Origin of the sequence: Nonomuraea sp. NPDC023979 (assembly GCF_040639085.1) — a bacterium.
In the GTDB taxonomy this organism is placed as follows: domain Bacteria; phylum Actinomycetota; class Actinomycetes; order Streptosporangiales; family Streptosporangiaceae; genus Nonomuraea; species Nonomuraea ceibae.
On sequence record NZ_JBEZZG010000042.1, the window covers coordinates 39,826 to 57,709 of the forward strand.

General features: G+C 72.5%; 14 protein-coding genes. 6 read left to right on the plus strand and 8 right to left on the minus strand.

Annotation, left to right across the window (positions count from 1 at the left end):
- Nucleotides 1-112: 112 nt before the first annotated feature.
- The gene (gene dnaE, locus AB0G11_RS42990) at nucleotides 113-3,640 is read left to right on the plus strand and encodes a DNA polymerase III subunit alpha (protein WP_219502344.1); all 3,528 of its coding nucleotides are present in this window, start codon (nucleotides 113-115) and stop codon (nucleotides 3,638-3,640) included.
- A gap of 126 nt (nucleotides 3,641-3,766) precedes the next feature.
- The gene (locus AB0G11_RS42995; protein WP_357592644.1) at nucleotides 3,767-4,387 is read left to right on the plus strand and encodes a TIGR03086 family metal-binding protein; all 621 of its coding nucleotides are present in this window, start codon (nucleotides 3,767-3,769) and stop codon (nucleotides 4,385-4,387) included.
- Between the two features lie 116 nt (nucleotides 4,388-4,503).
- On the opposite strand, the gene AB0G11_RS43000 is transcribed toward AB0G11_RS42995, so the two are convergent.
- Entirely contained in the window at nucleotides 4,504-5,160 is a 657-nt protein-coding gene (locus AB0G11_RS43000) for a class I SAM-dependent methyltransferase (RefSeq protein ID WP_219502345.1), read from the minus strand.
- A gap of 16 nt (nucleotides 5,161-5,176) precedes the next feature.
- Between AB0G11_RS43000 and AB0G11_RS43005 the strand changes: the two genes are divergently transcribed.
- Entirely contained in the window at nucleotides 5,177-6,598 is a 1,422-nt protein-coding gene (locus AB0G11_RS43005; RefSeq protein ID WP_357592646.1) for an amidase, read from the plus strand.
- An 11-nt stretch (nucleotides 6,599-6,609) separates the two neighbouring features.
- Here AB0G11_RS43005 and AB0G11_RS43010 read toward each other — a convergent pair whose 3' ends face one another.
- A complete protein-coding gene (locus AB0G11_RS43010) occupies nucleotides 6,610-7,143 on the minus strand; it encodes a hypothetical protein (RefSeq protein WP_357592648.1) in 534 nt (177 codons plus the stop codon).
- Nucleotides 7,144-7,207: 64 nt separating this feature from the next.
- Here AB0G11_RS43010 and murA point away from each other — a divergent pair, with 64 nt between their 5' ends.
- Together murA and AB0G11_RS43020 are read left to right on the plus strand one after the other, a co-directional pair.
- Nucleotides 7,208-8,518 carry a UDP-N-acetylglucosamine 1-carboxyvinyltransferase gene (gene murA, locus AB0G11_RS43015; RefSeq protein WP_357592650.1) on the plus strand — a complete coding sequence of 437 codons (1,311 nt, stop codon included), beginning with the start codon at nucleotides 7,208-7,210 and terminating at the stop codon, nucleotides 8,516-8,518.
- Nucleotides 8,519-8,570: 52 nt separating this feature from the next.
- Entirely contained in the window at nucleotides 8,571-10,907 is a 2,337-nt protein-coding gene (locus AB0G11_RS43020) for a transglycosylase domain-containing protein (RefSeq protein ID WP_357592652.1), read from the plus strand.
- Nucleotides 10,908-10,964: 57 nt separating this feature from the next.
- Here AB0G11_RS43020 and AB0G11_RS43025 read toward each other — a convergent pair whose 3' ends face one another.
- The 4 genes from AB0G11_RS43025 to AB0G11_RS43040 all read right to left on the minus strand — a co-directional run bounded on the left by AB0G11_RS43025 (nucleotide 10,965) and on the right by AB0G11_RS43040 (nucleotide 15,112).
- A complete protein-coding gene (locus tag AB0G11_RS43025) occupies nucleotides 10,965-12,422 on the minus strand; it encodes an amidohydrolase family protein (protein ID WP_357592654.1) in 1,458 nt (485 codons plus the stop codon).
- Nucleotides 12,419-13,684 carry an MFS transporter gene (locus AB0G11_RS43030; RefSeq protein ID WP_357592656.1) on the minus strand — a complete coding sequence of 422 codons (1,266 nt, stop codon included), beginning with the start codon at nucleotides 13,682-13,684 and terminating at the stop codon, nucleotides 12,419-12,421. The genes AB0G11_RS43025 and AB0G11_RS43030 overlap by 4 nt, the downstream gene beginning before the upstream one ends.
- A 106-nt stretch (nucleotides 13,685-13,790) precedes the next feature.
- Entirely contained in the window at nucleotides 13,791-14,285 is a 495-nt protein-coding gene (gene ybaK / locus AB0G11_RS43035) for a Cys-tRNA(Pro) deacylase (protein ID WP_308125672.1), read from the minus strand.
- A 20-nt stretch (nucleotides 14,286-14,305) separates the two neighbouring features.
- Nucleotides 14,306-15,112, minus strand: coding sequence for a helix-turn-helix transcriptional regulator (locus tag AB0G11_RS43040; RefSeq protein ID WP_219502373.1), 807 nt, complete (start codon nucleotides 15,110-15,112; stop codon nucleotides 14,306-14,308).
- Between the two features lie 58 nt (nucleotides 15,113-15,170).
- On the opposite strand from AB0G11_RS43040, the gene AB0G11_RS43045 reads away from it, so the two are divergent.
- A complete protein-coding gene (locus tag AB0G11_RS43045) occupies nucleotides 15,171-16,328 on the plus strand; it encodes an MFS transporter (protein WP_357592658.1) in 1,158 nt (385 codons plus the stop codon).
- Between the two features lie 4 nt (nucleotides 16,329-16,332).
- Here AB0G11_RS43045 and ligD read toward each other — a convergent pair whose 3' ends face one another.
- Nucleotides 16,333-17,334, minus strand: coding sequence for a non-homologous end-joining DNA ligase (ligD, locus tag AB0G11_RS43050; RefSeq protein WP_357592660.1), 1,002 nt, complete (start codon nucleotides 17,332-17,334; stop codon nucleotides 16,333-16,335).
- A gap of 58 nt (nucleotides 17,335-17,392) precedes the next feature.
- Nucleotides 17,393-17,587, minus strand: a complete 195-nt coding sequence (locus tag AB0G11_RS43055) for a hypothetical protein (protein WP_219502377.1) — start codon at nucleotides 17,585-17,587, stop codon at nucleotides 17,393-17,395.
- Between the last annotated feature and the right edge of the window lie 297 nt (nucleotides 17,588-17,884).

Genomic DNA, 17,884 nt, shown 5'->3' on the forward strand with positions numbered 1-17,884 from the left:
GATATCGGCGCGGCGGCTCCGGGCGGGGTGCGGCACGCCGCGCCCGGAGTGTCGGCGGGGACCACTAGAGTCGGAGCGCACAACCACATTCAGACCGGGGAGGCGCCGCTCCATGTCGTCCAGCGACTCGTTCGTCCATCTGCATGTGCACACCGAATACTCCATGCTCGACGGTGCCGCGCGCCTCAAGCAGATGTTCAAACAGGTCGGCGACCTGGGCATGCCGGCGATCGCGATCACCGACCACGGCAACATGCACGGCGCCTACGACTTCTTCAAGCAGGCGACCGGCGCCGGCATCAAGCCGATCATCGGCATCGAGGCCTACGTGGCGCCCGAGCTGCGCCACAACAAGAAGCCGGTGCTGTGGGGCGAGCCGCACCAGAAGAAGGACGACGTCTCCGCGGGCGGCTACTACACCCACATGACGATCTGGGCGCGCAACAAGACGGGCCTGCACAACCTGATGCGGCTGTCCTCGCGCGCCTACACCGAGGGATTCGTCCGCAAGTGGGCGCGGATGGACGCCGAGATCCTCGCCGAGCACTCCGAGGGCCTGATGGCGACCACCGGGTGCCCGTCGGGCGAGGTGCAGACGCGCCTGCGGCTCGGCCAGTACGACGAGGCGGTCAAGGCCGCCGCCAAATACCAGGAGATCTTCGGCAAGGACAACTTCTACCTGGAGATCATGGACCACGGCCTCGACATCGAGCGCCGCGTCCGCGACGGGCTGACCCGCATCAGCAAGGAGCTGGGCATCCCGCCGCTGGTCACCAACGACTCGCACTACACCTACGAGTCCGACGCCGCCTCGCACGACGCCCTGCTGTGCATCCAGACGGGCAAGCAGCTCTCCGACCCCGACCGGTTCCGCTTCGACGGCAGCGGCTACTACATCAAGACCGCCGACGAGATGCGCGCCGTCGACTCCTCCGACCTGTGGGCCGAGGGCTGCCGCAACACGCTGCTCGTGGCCGAGAAGGTCGACCCGTCCGGGTTCTTCGAGTTCAAGAACCTGATGCCCACCTACCCGATCCCCGACGGCATGACGGAGAGCGAGTTCTTCCGCAAGACCGTCTGGGAGGGCATGGACCGGCGCTGGCCGGAGGGCTACGACGACGAGCACCGCAGGCAGGCCGAGTACGAGATCGGCATCATCGAGCAGATGGGCTTCCCGAGCTACTTCCTCGTGGTCGCCGACTTCATCATGTGGGCCAAGGAGAACGGCATCCCGGTCGGCCCCGGCCGAGGCTCGGCCGCCGGGTCGCTGGTGGCGTACGCGATGGGCATCACCGACCTCGACCCGCTGCCGCACGGCCTGATCTTCGAGCGGTTCCTCAACCCCGAGCGCGTCTCCATGCCCGACGTCGACATCGACTTCGACGAGCGCAGGCGCGGCGACGTCATCCGCTACGTGACGGAGAAGTGGGGCGCCGACAAGGTCGCCATGATCGCCACGTTCGGCACCATCAAGGCGAAGGCCGCCATCAAGGACGCCGGCCGCGTCCTGGGCTACCCCTACGCGCTCGGCGACAAGGTGTCCAAGGCGTTCCCGCCCGCCGTCATGGGCAAGGACATCCCGCTGGCGGGCATCTTCGACAAGGACCACCCGCGCTACAACGAGGCGGGCGAGCTGCGCAGGCTCTACGAGGAGGACGTCGACGTCAAGGCGACGATGGACCTCGGCAAGGGCCTGGAGGGGCTGATCCGGCAGACCGGCGTGCACGCCGCCGGCGTGATCATGTCGGCCGAGGTGCTGACCGACCACATCCCGATCATGCGCCGCGACTCCGACGGCGCGATCATCACGCAGTTCGACTACCCGACCTGCGAGACGCTCGGCCTGCTCAAGATGGACTTCCTGGGCCTGCGCAACCTCACCATCATGGACGACTGCCTCAAGATGATCGAGGCGACCACGGGTGAGAAGGTCGACCTGCTCGGGCTGCCGCTCGACGACCGCAAGAGCTACGAGCTGCTGTCCAAGGGCGACACGCTGGGCGTGTTCCAGCTCGACGGCGGCGGCATGCGCTCGCTGCTGCGGCTCATGCGCCCCGACAACTTCGAGGACATCTCCGCCGCCCTAGCGCTCTACCGGCCCGGCCCGATGGGCGCCAACTCGCACACCAACTACGCCCTGCGCAAGAACGGCCAGCAGGAGATCACGCCGATCCACCCGGCGCTCGAGGAGCCGCTGCGCGACATCCTCGACACCACCTACGGCCTGATCATCTACCAGGAGCAGGTCATGGCCATCGCCCAGCGGGTGGCCGGTTACTCGCTCGGCAGCGCCGACCTGCTGCGCCGCGCGATGGGCAAGAAGAAGAAGTCGGAGCTGGACAAGCAGTACGCCTCCTTCGAAAAGGGCATGAAGGACAACGGCTTCCCCGACGCCGCCATCAAGGCGCTCTGGGACATCCTGCTGCCGTTCTCCGACTACGCCTTCAACAAGGCGCACACCGCCGCCTATGGCCTCATCGCTTACTGGACGGCCTACCTCAAGGCCAACCACCCGGCCGCCTACATGGCCGCGCTGCTCTCGTCGGTCAAGGACGACAAGGACAAGTCGGCCCTCTACCTCAACGAGTGCCGCCGCATGGGCATCAAGGTGTTCCCACCGGACGTCAACGACTCCGACTTCGACTTCACCCCGCGCGGCACCGACATCCGGTTCGGCCTGTCGGCCGTGCGCAACGTGGGCGGCAACGTCGTCGACGGCATCCTCACCGCCCGCAAGGAGAAGGGCCGCTTCGCCGACTTCAAGGAGTTCCTGCGCAAGGTCCCGGCGATCGTCTGCAACAAGCGCGTCATCGAGTCGCTGATCAAGGCGGGCGCCTTCGACTCCCTCGGCCACGTCCGCAAGGGCCTGGTCATGGTGCACGAACAGGCCGTCGACGCGATCATCGACATCAAGAAGAACGAGGCCATCGGCCAGGACTCCCTGTTCGGCGCCATCGACGGCGGCGAGGACCAGACCTTCGACGTGCAGATCCCCGTCGGCGAATGGGACAAGAACACGCTGCTGCAGTTCGAGCGGGAGATGCTCGGCCTGTACGTGTCGGACCACCCGCTGTTCGGCGTCGAGCACATCCTCGCCTCGGGCGCCGACTGCTCCATCGCCGCCGTCCAGGACGAGAGCCGCGCCGACGGCCAGGTCGTCACCCTCGGCGGCATCCTCAGCGGCGTCCAGCGCAAGGTCACCAAGAAGGGCGACACCTGGGTGCTCACCCAGCTGGAGGACCTCGAAGGCGCCATCGAGGTGATGATCTTCCCGTCGGCCTACCAGCTGTGCTCGACCATCCTCGCCGAGGACGCGATCGTCTTCGTCAAGGGGCGCATCGACAAGCGGGAGGACGTCGCCAAGATCATCGCCATGGAGGTGACGGCCCCCGACCTGACCCAGGAGGCGGGCGGGCCGCTGCTGGTGAGCCTGCCGCTGACCCGCTGCACGCCGCCGGTGGTGAGCCGGCTGAAGGAGATCCTCACCACGCATCCGGGCACCTCCGAGGTCCACCTGCAGGTGCACAACGGCCCCAAGACCACCGTCATGCGGGTCGACGACCGGCTCCGCGTGGCGCCCTCCCCGGCCCTCATGGGCGACCTGAAGGAACTCCTGGGCCCCGCCTGCCTGGGCGCCTGACCTCCGGGACCGCTTCCCTGCGGACGGCCACCTCGGGCCGCTTCCCCAGGGGGTCGGTCCGAGGGAGTTGTCCGGGCAGAGAGCCGCACGTCAGGCAGCACCGTCCGCCAGGAAAGGGGAAGTCCCGTGACCAGCGAGATCACCGCCGAGAGGGTCGCCGAGATCGCCGCCCGCTACCGGCGCAGGGCCGACGCGTTCGAGCGCAAGGTCGTCGCCGTACGGCCCGGGCAGTGGGACGGGCCGACCCCGTGCGCCAAGTGGACGGTCCTGGACGTGCTGCGGCACATCATCGACATGCACGCGGTGATGCTGCGGCCGTTCGACCGCGGCCTCAGCCCGGCCCCGCCGGCCGCCGAGGACCCGGTGGCCGCCTACCGCGCCGCCCGCGCCGACGTGGAGGCGATCCTGGCCGATCCCGCGCTCGCCGGCCGCCTCTGCGACACGCCCGCGGGCAGGCTCACCGCGGCCGAGCACATCGACCAGGTGGTCAGCGCCGACCTGCCGCTGCACGGCTGGGACCTCGCGGTCGCCACCTCCCAGGACGCCACGATCGACCCCGAGGACGTCGAACAGGGCTGGGCCGCCATGCGGGCGCTGCCTGCCGACCTCGTGGCGAAGTTCCGCGAGCCGGGCGCCTTCGGTTCCGGTGTCGAGGTGTTCGGCCCCGAAGTGCCGGTGGGCGACGACGCCTCCACCCAGGACCGCCTCCTCGCCTTCATCGGCCGCGACCCCCACTGGCACCCCTGACCGGGCACCCCGGACGGAGTGGGGGCTTCCGGGCAGCGGCTCGGGCGGGCCGTCCTGAGCAGGGGCCCTCCGCCGGGGGTTCTGGTCAGGTGCCGCCGGGTGGGTGGTCGTGCTGGTCAGGGGTGGCGGGTGGTGGCGGTCAGGTAGATGCGCCGGGCGGCGATCTCGTCCTCGTACGCCTCCCGTACCGTGATCTCGCCGATCGTGAACCCGGCGGCCCGGGCCGCCGTCTCCAGCTCGCCAGGCGTGAACTCGGCCCAGTAGACGCGCAGCCCGGTGCCGAGGGGGTCGTCGATGACGCCGTCGCCGTCGCCCTGCTTGGCCACGACGAGGAGCTCGCCGCCGGGCCGCAGGGCTCGCGCCCATGCCGCGAGGGTGCCGGGCAGCTCGCGTTTCGGCTGGTCGTGCAGCGAGTAGTACGAGACCAGCCCGTCGAGCCCGCCGGTCACGTCGCGCTGGTCCATCACCGCGAACCGGCACCCGGGCTGCTCGCGCGCGGCCAGTTCGACGCAGCGCGGCGACAGGTCGACGCCCAGCACGTCCAGGCCGTGCCCGGCGAGCAGCGCGGTGACGTGCCCGCAGGGCCCGCAGCCGGCGTCGCAGACCCGCCCGCCCGGGCCGACACGCCCGGCGAACGCCGCCAGGACCTCGCGGTCGTGGGGCTTGCCGGCCAGTTCGTGGCGGAACAGCTCGAGGTAGCGGTCGGCGCGGGCGTCCCATAGGTGGGCGACGGAGGCGGCGCTGCCCGGCGGGGGAGAGAGCGTTTCGGACATTCCGGCATCCTAGGAGATGGCAACCCTTGCCGTCGCCGCCCCCGAGGGGGTGCGGGAGGATCGCAGGATGAGCGAGCTGCACTACCTGACCGCGACCGAGATGGCCCGCCTCGTCAGGACCCGCCAGGTGAGCGCCGTCGAGCTGCTCCAGGCGCACCTGGACCGCATCGAGCAGGCGAACCCGCAGGTCAACGCGATCGTCACGCTGGCCGCCGAGCAGGCGCTCGACGCGGCCAAGGCGGCCGACGCGGCGGAGCCCGCGGGCCCGCTGCACGGGGTGCCGGTCGCGCACAAGGACCTGGCCGACACGGCCGGGATCCGCACCACGTACGGCTCGACGCTGTACGCGGGTCACGTGCCGGACCAGGACGCGCTCGTCGTCCGGCGGTTGAAGGAGGCGGGCGCCGTCTCGCTCGGCAAGACGAACACGCCCGAGTTCGGCACCGGCTCCCACACGGTCAACGAGGTCTTCGGGGTGACCCGCAACCCGTACGACCTGAGCCGGTCGGCCGGGGGGAGCAGCGGGGGCGCGGCGGCGGCGCTCGCCTGCGGGATGACGCCGCTGGCGGACGGCTCCGACATGGGCGGGTCGCTGCGCAACCCGGCGTCGTTCTGCAACGTGGTGGGGCTGCGGCCGACGCCGGGCCGGGTGCCGAGCCCGTCCGAGATCGCCGCCTGGTACACGCTGTCGGTGCCGGGGCCGATGGCCAGGACGGTCGACGACCTCACCCTGATGATGTCGGTCATTTCGGGATTCGATCGGCGGTCACCGTACGCGATCAGGGAGCCTTTCACCCCCGACCCCGAGGAGGGCGTCGCCGGGCTGCGGGTGGCGTGGAGCCCGGACCTCGGCGGGCTGCCGGTCGACGCCGCGACGGCGGCGGTCACCGCGACCGCGCCCGCCGTGCTCGAACGGCTCGGCGCGCGGGTGGAGCAGGTGGAGCTCGACCTGAGCGACGCCGACGACGCCTTCCGCACCTACCGGGCCTGGTTCTACGCGCTCGCCTACGGCGACCTCGACGGGCTGGGCGCCAACACCGCGTGGAACGTCGAGCAGGGCCGCACGGTGACCGGCGCCGACCTGGCCCGCGCCGAGCGCGCCCGCAGCCGCCTCTACCAGCGGATGGCCGCCTTCTTCGACGACCACGACGTGCTGATCGCGCCCGTCAGCCAGGTGCCGCCGTTCCCGGTCGAGGACCCGTACGTGCGCGAGATCAACGGGATCGAGCTGCCCGACTACCTGACCTGGATGCGGTCGGCGTACTGGGTGAGCGTGCTGCACGCGCCCGCCGCGTCCGTGCCCGCCGGGTTCACGCCGGAGGGGCTGCCGGTCGGGGTGCAGATCGTGGGGGCGCCGTTCGAGGACGCCAAGGTCCTGCGGGTGGCCGGGGCGTTCGAGCAGGCCACCGGCCACGGCCTGCGCCGCCCGCCGCTCTGAGGAGCAGGCGGTCAGCGGTCCGGCGGCGGCAGCGGCGGCGCCAGCCCGTACGGCCGCCGCAGCGGCGAGTCGCGGTAGCCGTGCATGCCCTCCAGCAGCCCGAACAGCCCCACCGCCAGCAGCGGCCAGAACACCAGCACGCCCTTGGCCGTCAGGTGCAGCGGCCCCGGCGTCAGCTGCGCGCCCGGCGCCGCCGCGGCCTCCACCGTGACCACGCCGATCGTGAACGCCGACCCCACCCAGAGCGTCACGTACGCGCCCAGGACCCCGCCCGCGCAGAGCCCGAGCAGCGCCGCGAGCTGGCGGCGGCGGCTCAGGAACCAGGCGAGGGCCCCGCACGCGAGCCCGAGCGCGCCGGTCACGGTGGCGAACCAGCCGTCGGCGGCGATCAGCGCCTGCGTGGACGGGTCGGCGAGCACGGTCGCCTCCTGGGTGACCAGGTACGGCGGCCGGGGTGACAGGGCCGACCACACCAGCCCGGCGGGCACCCCCAGTGCGGCGAGGGAGAGGACAGTGACCGCGAAAACGCGTACTTCCCTCGCCACGCCACTCCCCTTCGCGTTCTGAGTCTCTGCCAGACCGATGGTATCTCCCGGTTAGGCTCACTTCGTGATTGAAGAGAAGGTCTGGCTCATCGAACCCTCCGGCCCGCTCCGGGGCGACGTCGTCGTGCGCGGCTCCAAGAACGGCGTGTCCAAGCACATGGTCGCCGCCATGCTGGGCAGCGGCGAGAGCAGCATCCACAACGCCCCCGAGGTGGGCGAGGTCGGCATCACCGCCGACATGCTGCGCGCCCTGGGCATCAGCGTGGAGATCGGCCGGACGGAGATCCGCATCGGGCGCGGCCCGGAGATCAGGCCCCGGGTGCCCGACGCGTTCACCGGACTGAACCGCATCCCGATCCTCATGCTCGGCCCGCTGCTGCACCTGGCGGGCGAGGCGTTCGTGCCGCTGGTGGGCGGCGACCCGATCGGGCGGCGGCCGGTCAACTTCCACGTGGAGGCGCTGCGCGCGATGGGCGCCGAGGTGGAGGTCGGCGACACCGGCATCTACGCCAAGGCCAAGCGGCTCAACGGCACCCGGCTGGAGCTGCCGTACCCGAGCGTCGGCGCGACCGAGACGATCCTCATGTCGGCGGTGCTGGCCGAGGGCAAGACCGTGGTGAAGAACGCCGCGATGGAGCCCGAGGTCGTGGAGCTGGCGCTGTTCCTGCAGCGGATGGGCGCCCGCATCGAGCTGTCGCCCGACCGGCGCATCGTCATCGAGGGCGTCGAACGGCTGCGCGGCGCCTCCACCTGGCTGGCCGGCGACCGCATCGAGGCGTTCTCGTACCTGGCCGCCGGGCTCGTGACGGGCGGCGAGGTGCGCGTGCACGGCTGCCCGCAGGACCGGCTGGTCACCGCGATCACCACGCTGGCCCGGATGGGCGCCCAGTTCGACATCAACGACGAGTACGTGTGCGCGACCGCCCCGCCCGAGGGGCTGCGCGCGGCGGCGGTGCAGACCGACACCCACCCCGGCTTCATGACCGACTGGCAGACGCCGCTCATGGTGCTGTTCACGCAGAGCCAGGGCATGTCGGTGCTGCACGAGACGGTCTTCGAGAACAGGCTCGTGTACGTGCCCGCGCTGCAGAGCATGGGCTGCGAGATCGAGGTGTTCGACCAGTGCCTGGGCGGTCCCGCCTGCCGCTACCACGACACCAACGCCCGCCACTCGGCCGTGGTGCGCGGCGTGTCGCAGCTCAAGGGCGCCGACGTGGTGCTGCCCGACATCCGGGCCGGCTTCTCCGCGGTGCTGGCGGCGGCCGTGGCCGACGGGCAGTCGACGCTGCGCGGCGTGCACCACATCGAGCGCGGCTACCACCGCCCGTTCGAGCAGTTCGAGTCGCTTGGTCTGAACATCCGCAGAGGAGAGTAAAGAGTTAAGAGCGGGTCGTTTGCCGGTGATCGGGTGGTAGCAGATCATCTGCGTGACTGTGCTCAAATCCATCACCAGGCTCGGGGCGGCGGGGGCGCTCAGCGGGGTGCTGGTCGCGGCACTGGCCGCGCCCGTCGTGAGCGGAGCCGGGATCGGCGCCAAGAGCGTCGCCGACACCTTCAACGACCTGCCGCCCGCACCCCGGGAGGAGCCGCTGTCGCAGGTCACCCGGCTGGTCGACCGCACCGGCCGGACGTTCGCCCAGTTCTACGAGGCCAACCGCACCGTCGTCCCGCTGGACAAGGTGTCGGCGGTGATGCGCCGCGCCATCGTCGCCATCGAGGACGCCCGCTTCTACGAGCACGGCGGCCTCGACGTCATCGGCACGCTCCGGGCGCTGATCACCAACACCCAGGCGGGCGGCATCAAGCAGGGCGGCTCCTCGCTCACCCAGCAGCTCGTCAAGAACATCCTCGTCGAGAGCGCCCGCACCGAGGCGGAACGCGACAGGGCCCGCGCCCCCAACCTCGCCCGCAAGATCACCGAGCTGCGGCTGGCGCTCGCCCTGGAACGCAAGTACCGCAAGGACGAGATCCTGGAGAAGTACCTCAACATCGCCTACTTCGGCGCGGGCGCCCACGGCGTCGAGGCCGCGGCCAGGCGGTTCTTCTCCACCACGGCCGCCGAGCTGACGCTCACCCAGGCGGCCACCCTCGCCGGCGCCGTCCGCGCCCCGTACTCCACCGACCCGTCCATCGGCCAGGAGCACCGCGCCCGCCTGAAGATGCGCCGCGACCTCGTCCTCGACCGGATGGCCGGGCTCAAGCTCATCACCCAGGCGCAGGCGGCCGAGGCCAAGGCCAGCCCGCTGAACATCCGCCTGCGCCCCGAGCCCGGCGGCTGCGCGCAGAGCGACCACCCCTACTACTGCCTGTACGTGCACCGCGAGCTGATGACGAACGAGGTGTTCGGCGCCACGGCGGACGTGCGCCGGGCGCGGCTCGCCCGAGGCGGCCTCGTCGTCAGGACCAGCCTCGACCCGCGCGCGCAACGGGCCGCCGACCAGGCCATCCGCCAGCGGGTCTCCGCCGAGGACACCGAGGTGGCCGCCGAGGCCATGATCGAGCCCGGCACCGGCTGGATCAAGGCGATGGCCGCCAGCAAGCGGTTCGGCCGCAACCCCGGCAACAAGAAGAACGGGCCGAGGACCACGTTCAACCTCGTCGCCGACGTGCGGCACGGCGGCGGCCAGGGACTCCAGGCGGGCTCCACGTTCAAGGTGTTCACCCTCGCCACGGCGCTCCAGCAGGGCTGGCGCTTCGACGACGGCTTCGACACCCCCGGCGTGATGACCCCGGCACAGGGCTACCGCGACTGCTCGGGACGGCCCGTCAACGACCCCGGCACCGAGATCCACAACGCCAGCGGCGAGGGCAAGGGCGGCCCGCACAGCATCTCCACCGGCACCTGGAAGTCCGTCAACATCTTCTACATGATGCTGGAGCGCAAGGTCGGGCTCTGCAACGTGGTCAAGACCGCCAAGGCGCTCGGCGTGACCCGCGCCGACGGGACGCCGCTGCGCGAGGTGCCGACCTTCACGCTCGGCGTCAACGAGATGGACCCGCTCACCGTGGCCGCGTCGTTCGCCGCCTTCGCCGCCCGGGGGCGCTACTGCGAGCCGCTCGCCATCACCGAGATCGTCGACCGCGACGGGCGGCGCACCCACGTCTCGCCCGCCTGCGAGCAGGTGATCGACCGGCAGGTGGCCGACGCTGTCAACTGGGTGCTCACCGGCGTGTTCGACAAGGGCACGATGAAGGGCCAGGACCTGGACCGGCCCGCCGCCGGCAAGACCGGCACCAACAACGGCTACACCTCCGCCTGGTTCGCCGGCTACACGCCCCATCTGGCGGCGGCGGTGAGCGTCGGCGACATCCGCGGCTCCTACAAGCACCCGCTCACCGACGTGCGCATCGGCGACCAGTACTACGGCTCCGTCCAGGGCGCCTCGCTGCCGGGGCCCATCTGGGTGGACTCCATGCGCGCCGCCCTGCGCCACACCGAGGCCAAGGGGTTCCCGGGGCCCGACATGAGCCGCTTCGGCGGCGGCAACACGCCGGGCCTGGAGGAGGGCGAGGAGGAAGCAGGCGAGGAGAACGGCCGCCGTGGCCGGCACCGCGCGTACGCCAAGCGCCACCGCAAGCTTCTCCGCTGGCTCTTCGGCCACGGCGCCCGCCCCCACGAGTCGCGCGCCCACGAGTCGCGCCCCCACGAGTCGCGCCCGTACGAGGGCCCGCTCCGTGAGGGCCGCCCGCCGGAGGCCCGCCGCCGCCACGGTGACGGCCACCGCCGCGACGCCGCCCCCCGGCACCGCCGCGACCGCCACTGACCTGCCCGCTCAGGGGGTCGGGGCCGCGCCCGGTGGCGGGCCGTCACCCGGTGGAGGTCAGGCGCGGACGGGGCGGCCGGGCCGGGCGTCCGGGAGGAGGGCGCCGTCCTGGACGACCGGGACGCCGCCCACCAGCACGTGCCGGAACCCCGTGGAGGGGAGCGCCGTGGCCGCGTAGGTGGCCCGGTCGGTGACCGTGTCCGGGTCGAAGACCGTGAGGTCGGCGTCGGCCCCCGGCTGGACCCGCCCCTTGCGCGCCAGCCCGGCGACCTGGGCGGGCACGAGCGTGCACCGCCGCACGGCCTCGGCGAGCCCGAGCATCCCCTGCTCGCGCACGAGCCGCAGGGTGCGCCCGTACGTGCCGGCGGTGCGCGGGTGGGTGACGGCGTCCGGCGGCAGCGGCCATTCCAGCCGCCGCGCCGGGTCGCCGCCCTCGCGCCACAGCAGCGGCACGGCGTCGGTGGCGACCGCCGCGTCCTCGAAGTCGAGCGCCCGCCGGATGTAGGCGAACTCGGCGGGCGAGTCCTCGTCCAGCAGGTGCACGAACGCCGCCGACCCGGGCTCCTCCTGCCGGACGCGGCGGAGCTCGGCGGCGTCGGCCATGCGCCGCCCGGTGGACAGCAGCCCGATGGAGTGCGGGGTGAGCCCGCGCCGGTGCAGCAGCTCGGGCGCGAGGAAGGCGGCGCCGACGCCGGTCATGCCGGCGCCGTACGGGTACGCCTCGGTGGTGACCCGCGCCCCTTCGGCGCGCACGCGTTCGACCAGGGCGAGGACGCGGTCGACGTGCCGGATGGAGGTGCTGTTGACGTGGCAGTAGTGCATGTGCGCGCCGGTCTCGACGGCGGCGCGGACGATCTCCTCGGCGCCGTCGACGGGCGTGCCGGCGTCCATCTCGACGAGCTCGCGGGCATGGGTGTACGTGGGCCGTCCGGCGCGGGCGGCGAGCGCGGCGACGGCCAGATACTCGTCCGGCCCGGTGCGGGGCGCGTAGCCGACGAGGACGCCGATGCCGAGGGCGCCGTCGGCGAGGTCGGCCTCAAGGAGGCCGACGATCCGCGCGACCTGCTCAGGGGTCGCGGGCCGCTGCCAGGCGTCGACGGCGATGTTGGCGAACAGCGTCTCCAGCCTGCCGGTGGGCTCGACGCCGGCGAGCACGGCCATCCGGGCGGCCGCCCACGAGGTGGCGAAGCCGTAGTTGAGCGGCCGTCCCTCCTCGGCGGCGGCGCGGTAGGCGGCCGACACGGGCAGGCTGCCGGCCTCCAGCTCCAGCACGGTGGTGACGCCGTCGAGCGCCTGGAGCCGGTGCCCGGCGAGGTCGGCGCTGTGGCTGTGCAGGTCGACGAAGCCGGGGCAGACGGTCAGCCCGGTGGCGTCGACGCGGGTGACGCCGTGCAGCGGTCCGGCCGACACCTCCCGGATCGTGCCGCCGCTGACGCCGACGTCGCGGATCCCGTCGAGCCCGGTCTCGGGGTCGATCACCCGCCCCCGGGAGATCACCAGGTCGTACGTGGTCACGAGGCCCTCCCGAGGGTGAAGCGGTCGGCGCGCTGCGGCACGATGAGCGCGATCAGCGCGCCGAGCACGGTGGTGCCGATGAGCAGCCCGAACGCGGCGCTGTAGGAGTACTGGTCGACGAGCCAGCCCATGAGCACCGGCGCGATCACGCCGGCGAGCTGCCCGCCGACGTTGACGACGCCCATGCCGGAGCCGATCACCTCGGGCGGCAGGGCGCGGACCGGCATGCCGAGGATGCCCATGGTGGACAGCCCGGCCACGGCCATCGCCAGCGTCTGGAAGAGCGTGAACCCGGCGGCGGTCTCGGCGTTGATCATGACGAGCAGCAGCACGGCGGTGCACAGCAGCAGCGGGATCACGTACAGCCTGGCCCGGTCGTGGAAGTAGCGGTCGAACAGCCAGCCGCCGAGCAGCGTCGTCGCGGTCATGACGAGCTGGGGGAGCGCGGCGAGGAAGCCGGTGTTGAGCAGGGAGATGCCGCGGGCCTCCATGAGGTAGCTGGGCACCCAGGTGATCATGCCGTAGCCGAGCATGTTCGTGGCGCAGAACAGCGCGGCGAACTTCCACACGGCGGCCGAGCGCAGCACGGCCGCGAGCGGGATGACGGGCCGGGCGGCGGGGCCGGTGTCCTGGGCGGCGCCGGTGAGGTGGGCGGGCAGCGCGCGGGGGAGCAGCGACCACAGCAGCACGCCGATCGCGACGCCGGCCACGGCCGCCACGAGGAACGTGTCACGCCAGCCGAACACCAGCAGCAGCGGCGCGGCGATCAGCGGGGCGAGCCCGCCGCCGAGCACGTTGGAGGCGAGCATCGCGCCGGCGGCGGTGGCCCGCCGCTCGGGCGTGGTGCGTTCGGCGATGGCCTTGAACGACGCGCCGGGGAACAGTCCCTGGCCGACGCCGAACAGCGCCCGGATCACCAGCAGCGCGGCCAGCCCCCACGCGAGCCCGGTCAGCGCGGTGAACGCCGACCACAGCAGCAGGGAGGCGACGAGCAGCCGGCGCGCCCCGAACCGGTCGGCGAGCATGCCGCCGGGGATCTGGCACAGCAGGTAGACCAGCGAGAAGACGGTGATCAGCCAGCCCTGCTCGGTCTTGGTGAGCGCGAACTCCGCGCCGATGAACGGCAGCGCGACCGCCATCATGACGCGGTCGACGTAGTCGATCACCCACACGCCGGCGAGCAGCGCGATGGTCAGCGTGGCGGTCTTGCGGATCTTGGCGGGCGTCCAGGTGGTTGCCGGGGTGTTTTCGGCCAGTCCCATACGGTCTCCGGTGTTGCGGCGTTTCTGCATTGTTCATACGGAAACGCCGCGACCGCTTGGTGCGTCCGGACGAAAGTCGGCCCAGGTGTTGTGCGCTGCGACGAGGTCAGCCCGTCTTTCCGATGGGCGCGGTCACCGCCCGGGTCAGCGCGATCAGGTTGGCGGGGGCGGTCTCGATCTGCAGCCCGCGCTTGCCCGCCGAGAAGTAGATCGTGTCGAACTCCAGCGCCGAGGAGTCGACCACGGTGGGCAGGAGCTTGCGCTGCCCGAGCGGGCTGATGCCGCCGACGACGTAGCCGGTGACGCGCTCGACCTTGGCGGCGTCGGCCATCGCGGCCCGCTTGCTGCCGGTGGCGGCGGCCAGCGCCTTGAGGTCGAGCTTGCCGGCCACGGGCACCACGGCCACGGCCAGGCCGCTCTCGACCTCGGCGACCAGCGTCTTGAAGATCCGCTCGTGGGGGACGCCGAGCGCGTCGGCCGCCTCCTCGCCGTAGGCCTGCGCCGAGGCGTCGTGCTCGTAGGGGTGGAGGGTGAACTCCGCCTTGGCCTTGTCGAGCGCCACGGTGGCCGGCGTGCCGCCGCCCTTGCTCTTCTTGCTCACGGAGACCCAGTGTAGCGAATCTACATTGTAAAGGCGCGGCCCGGGGTGTACCCGAGCGCCCGCCGGAACGCGTCGATGAACGCGCTGGCCGACGCCCAGCCGCACCGGTGCGCCACGGTTGTGACGCTCACCCCGTCGGCGAGCAGCAGCAGCGCGTGGTGCAGCCGGAGCTGGGTGCGCCACTGCGGGAACGTCATGCCCAGCTCGGCCCGGAACAGCCGGGCCAGCGTCCGGTCGCTGGTGCCTGCGTGGGCGGCGAGCCTGGCCAGCGTCCGGTTGTCGGCCGGGTCGGCGTGCAGCGCCGCGCACACGGCCGCCAGCCGCGCGTCACGCGGGGTCGGCAGGTGGAACGGCTGCTCGGGCGCCCGCCGGAGCTGATCGACCAGCACGGCCAGCAATCTCGCCCGCTCCCCTCCTGCCGTGAAGCCTCCTGCCGTGAAGCCTTTGTCCGCGGGGCCTTCGTCCGCGGTGTCCCCGGTCGCGGCGGCGTCGTCGTCCGGCAGGTCGGTGTAGGCGATGATCAGCTCGCGCAGCAGCGGCCCGACCGCGAGCACGGCGGGGCGCGTCAGGCCGGGCGGGTTGCCGGTGAGCCCGATCAGCCGCAGGTCCGTGCTGCCGTGAGCGCGGTGCTCGTGGACGGTCCCGGCCGGGATCCAGATCGCCCGGTTGGCCGGGGCGACCCAGGTGCCGGCGTCGGTGGTGACCGACAGGACGCCGTGGCGCGCGTACACGATCTGGTGGGTGTCGTGCCGGTGGGCGTCGATGCCCGCGCCGGCCGCGAGCGGGCGGATGCCGGTGGGCGCACGCGACAGATGGCGGATTTTCATGACTGATTGGCATTTTATCGGAAGCGGGCCACGACCGCCCGGCGGCACGATCGGGGGCGTGCGGGTGAACAGGGTCGCGGTGCTGGCCGCCGGGCATGCGGGCGTGGACGTGTATCAGGGCGCGGTTCCGGCGATGGTGCCGTTCCTGGTGGCCGAGCGGGGTTACGGGTACGTGGCCGCGTCGGGGGTGGTGCTGGCGGCGACGCTGCTGTCGTCGATCGTGCAGCCGGTGTTCGGGGCGCTGACGGACCGGTGGCGGATGCCGTGGCTGATCCCGGTCAGCATGACGACGGCAGGGCTCGGCGTGGCGTTGAGCGGGGTGTCGGAGTCGTACCCGCTGACGTGGCTGGCGGTGGCGCTGTCGGGGCTGGGGGTGGCGGCCTACCATCCGGAGTCGGCGCGGCTGGCGCGGATCGCCAGCGAGGGCAGCGACGTGCGGATGAGCTGGTTCTCGCTGGGCGGCACGCTGGGGTTCGCCTCGGCGCCGATCCTGGTGACGCCGCTGCTGGCGGCGGGCGGGCTGGCGGCGTCGCCGTTCCTGGTGGTGCCGGGCGTGGCCGGGGCGGTGCTGACGCTGGTGGTGATGCGCTCGCTGGCGGGGCCGGGGGAGCGGGGGCGCGCGGCCGGGCCGGCGCGGGGGTGTGACGACTGGCCGTCGTTCGCCCGGCTGACGCTGGTGATCGTGTTCCGGTCGGTGGTGTACGTGGGGCTGAGCGCGTTCGTGGCCCTGTACCTGGGGGGCGGGGCGGCGGGCGCGGTGGCGCTGTTCGTGCTGTTCGCGGGCGGCGCGGTGGGCACGGTGCTGGGCGGCAGGCTGGCGGCGCGGATGGGGCGGGTGCGGGCGATGCGGCTCGCGTACGCGCTGAGCGTCCCGGCGGTGGCGGGCGTGGTGCTGGCGCCCGGACCGGCCGCGTACGTGTTCGTGGCGGCGGCGTCGATCACCCTGTACGCGCCCTTCTCCCTGCACGTGACGCTGGGCCAGGACTTCCTGCCGCGCCGCGTGGGCACGGCGAGCGGGGTGACGCTGGGGCTGGCGGTGAGCGTCGGCGGGCTGGCGAGCCCGCTGGTGGGGGCGGTGGCGGAGGCGACGTCGCTGCGGCTGGCGCTGGGCTGCCTGATCGCGTTCCCGGTGCTGGCGTGGCTGCTGTCGCTCACGCTGGCCGAGCCGGTCCGGGCCGACGCCCCTGCCGGCGCCCCTGCCGCCGATCAGCGCTGACCGGTCAGCCTGTCGCGGACGCGCCCGGGCTCTCGCCGCCGGGCGCGCGGACCTCACGGGGCTCGCGGTCGGGGCGCAGACCGCGCCAGGACGGGTGGCGCAGCCGGTTGTCGCCGGTCATCTCGGCGTACTGCACCTCGCCGACCAGGACGGGGCTGACCCAGTGCGCGTCGCGGGCGTGCTCGCGCGGGACGGGCTCGTCGAAGGGCGGGTCGGGCCGTTCCAGCGGGGCGAGCCTGCGGTGCAGGTCGCGGAGCATGGCCTGGGTGAAGCCGGTGCCGACGTGCCCGACGAACAGCAGTCTGCCGCCGTCGTCGTAGGAGCCGAGCAGCAGCGACCCGATCGTCCCGGCCCGGCGGCCGGCGCCCGGCTTCCAGCCGCCGACGACGACCTCGACGGCGCTGACGTTCTTGACCTTGGTCCACTCGGCGGTGCGCCGGCCGGGCCGGTAGGGGGAGGTGAGCCGTTTGCACACGACGCCTTCGAGGCCGAGGCGGCGGGAGGAGGCGAAGGCGTCCTCGGCGTGGTCATGGAACCAGACCGGGACCTGCCAGCGGAAGCCGGGCGTGAGCGTGCTCTCCAGCAGGTCGCGCCGGGCGGTGTAGGGGAGGGCGATGGCGGGGTCGTCGCCGAGGTGCAGGATGTCGAAGGCCAGGAACGTGACGGGGACGGTGCGGGCGAGCTCGGCGACGCTCAGCGGGTTGCGCTGGTGCATGCGCGGCTGCAGGGCGCCGAAGCTGGGCCTGCCCGCCTCGTCGAAGGCGACGATCTCGCCGTCGACCACGGCGGGCCGGCCGCCGGTGGCCCCGGCCATGAGCTGGAGCTCGGGGTAGGCGGCGGTGATGTCCTTGGCGTTGCGCGACATGAGGCGGACGGCGCCGCCGTCGACGTAGGCGAGGGCGCGGACGCCGTCCCACTTCATCTCGACGGCCCAGTCGTCCTCGTCGGTGGTGGGCAGGGAACCGAGCTGGGCGAGCATCGGCGCGTAGGTGGGCAGCGGCGCCATGCACCCAGGCATACCCCGGCGCGCGCGCCGCCAGTGATCGCCGGGGGTTTACAGATGGTCAAGCCACGGGGTCGGGCTTCTCCTCGACGAGCTGGGCCAGGTCGACGCCGTGCCGGCCGAGCTCGTCGACGGACGAGCAGTAGCCCTGGAGGTAGGCGCGCCCGCCGACCTGGTGAGAGACCCGGAGCACCGGCCGGTCGCCGAGCACGATGGCCTCGACGACGACGCCGTCGGGCCCACGCCAGATTCCCATGCGGGCAAGCGTACGGGAGGGAACATAAAGGACAAGTAATGTCAAAGTACGTTTCAAGTGTCCCGGGCCAGGGAAAAACCCTGGCCAAACCGTGGACGTGTTTGCCCGCGACCCCGCCGGGCAGCACCCGGCCCAAGCTTCACCCCAGCCGTGGATCCACCGCCCACGGCGCCCCGCACTGGCGCTCGGCCCGGGCCAGGGCGGAAACGGTCGTGAGGTCGCGTGCCCCCGTCGCGACCTCACGACCGGGCCACCCGCGTCACCCCTGCGCCACCCCCGTGCCGCCACTGTCCCGTC

Excerpts from the sequence above, each read along its gene's own strand:
- AB0G11_RS43000 (WP_219502345.1), bottom strand. The coding sequence starts at position 5,160 with ATGTCCGAAACGCTCTCTCCCCCGCCGGGCAGCGCCGCCTCCGTCGCC.
- AB0G11_RS43005 (WP_357592646.1), top strand. The coding sequence starts at position 5,177 with ATGGCAACCCTTGCCGTCGCCGCCCCCGAGGGGGTGCGGGAGGATCGC.
- AB0G11_RS43030 (WP_357592656.1), bottom strand. The coding sequence starts at position 13,684 with ATGGGACTGGCCGAAAACACCCCGGCAACCACCTGGACGCCCGCCAAG.
- AB0G11_RS43040 (WP_219502373.1), bottom strand. The coding sequence starts at position 15,112 with ATGAAAATCCGCCATCTGTCGCGTGCGCCCACCGGCATCCGCCCGCTC.
- ligD (WP_357592660.1), bottom strand. The coding sequence starts at position 17,334 with ATGGCGCCGCTGCCCACCTACGCGCCGATGCTCGCCCAGCTCGGTTCC.
- AB0G11_RS43055 (WP_219502377.1), bottom strand. The coding sequence starts at position 17,587 with ATGGGAATCTGGCGTGGGCCCGACGGCGTCGTCGTCGAGGCCATCGTG.
- dnaE (WP_219502344.1), top strand. The coding sequence starts at position 113 with ATGTCGTCCAGCGACTCGTTCGTCCATCTGCATGTGCACACCGAATAC.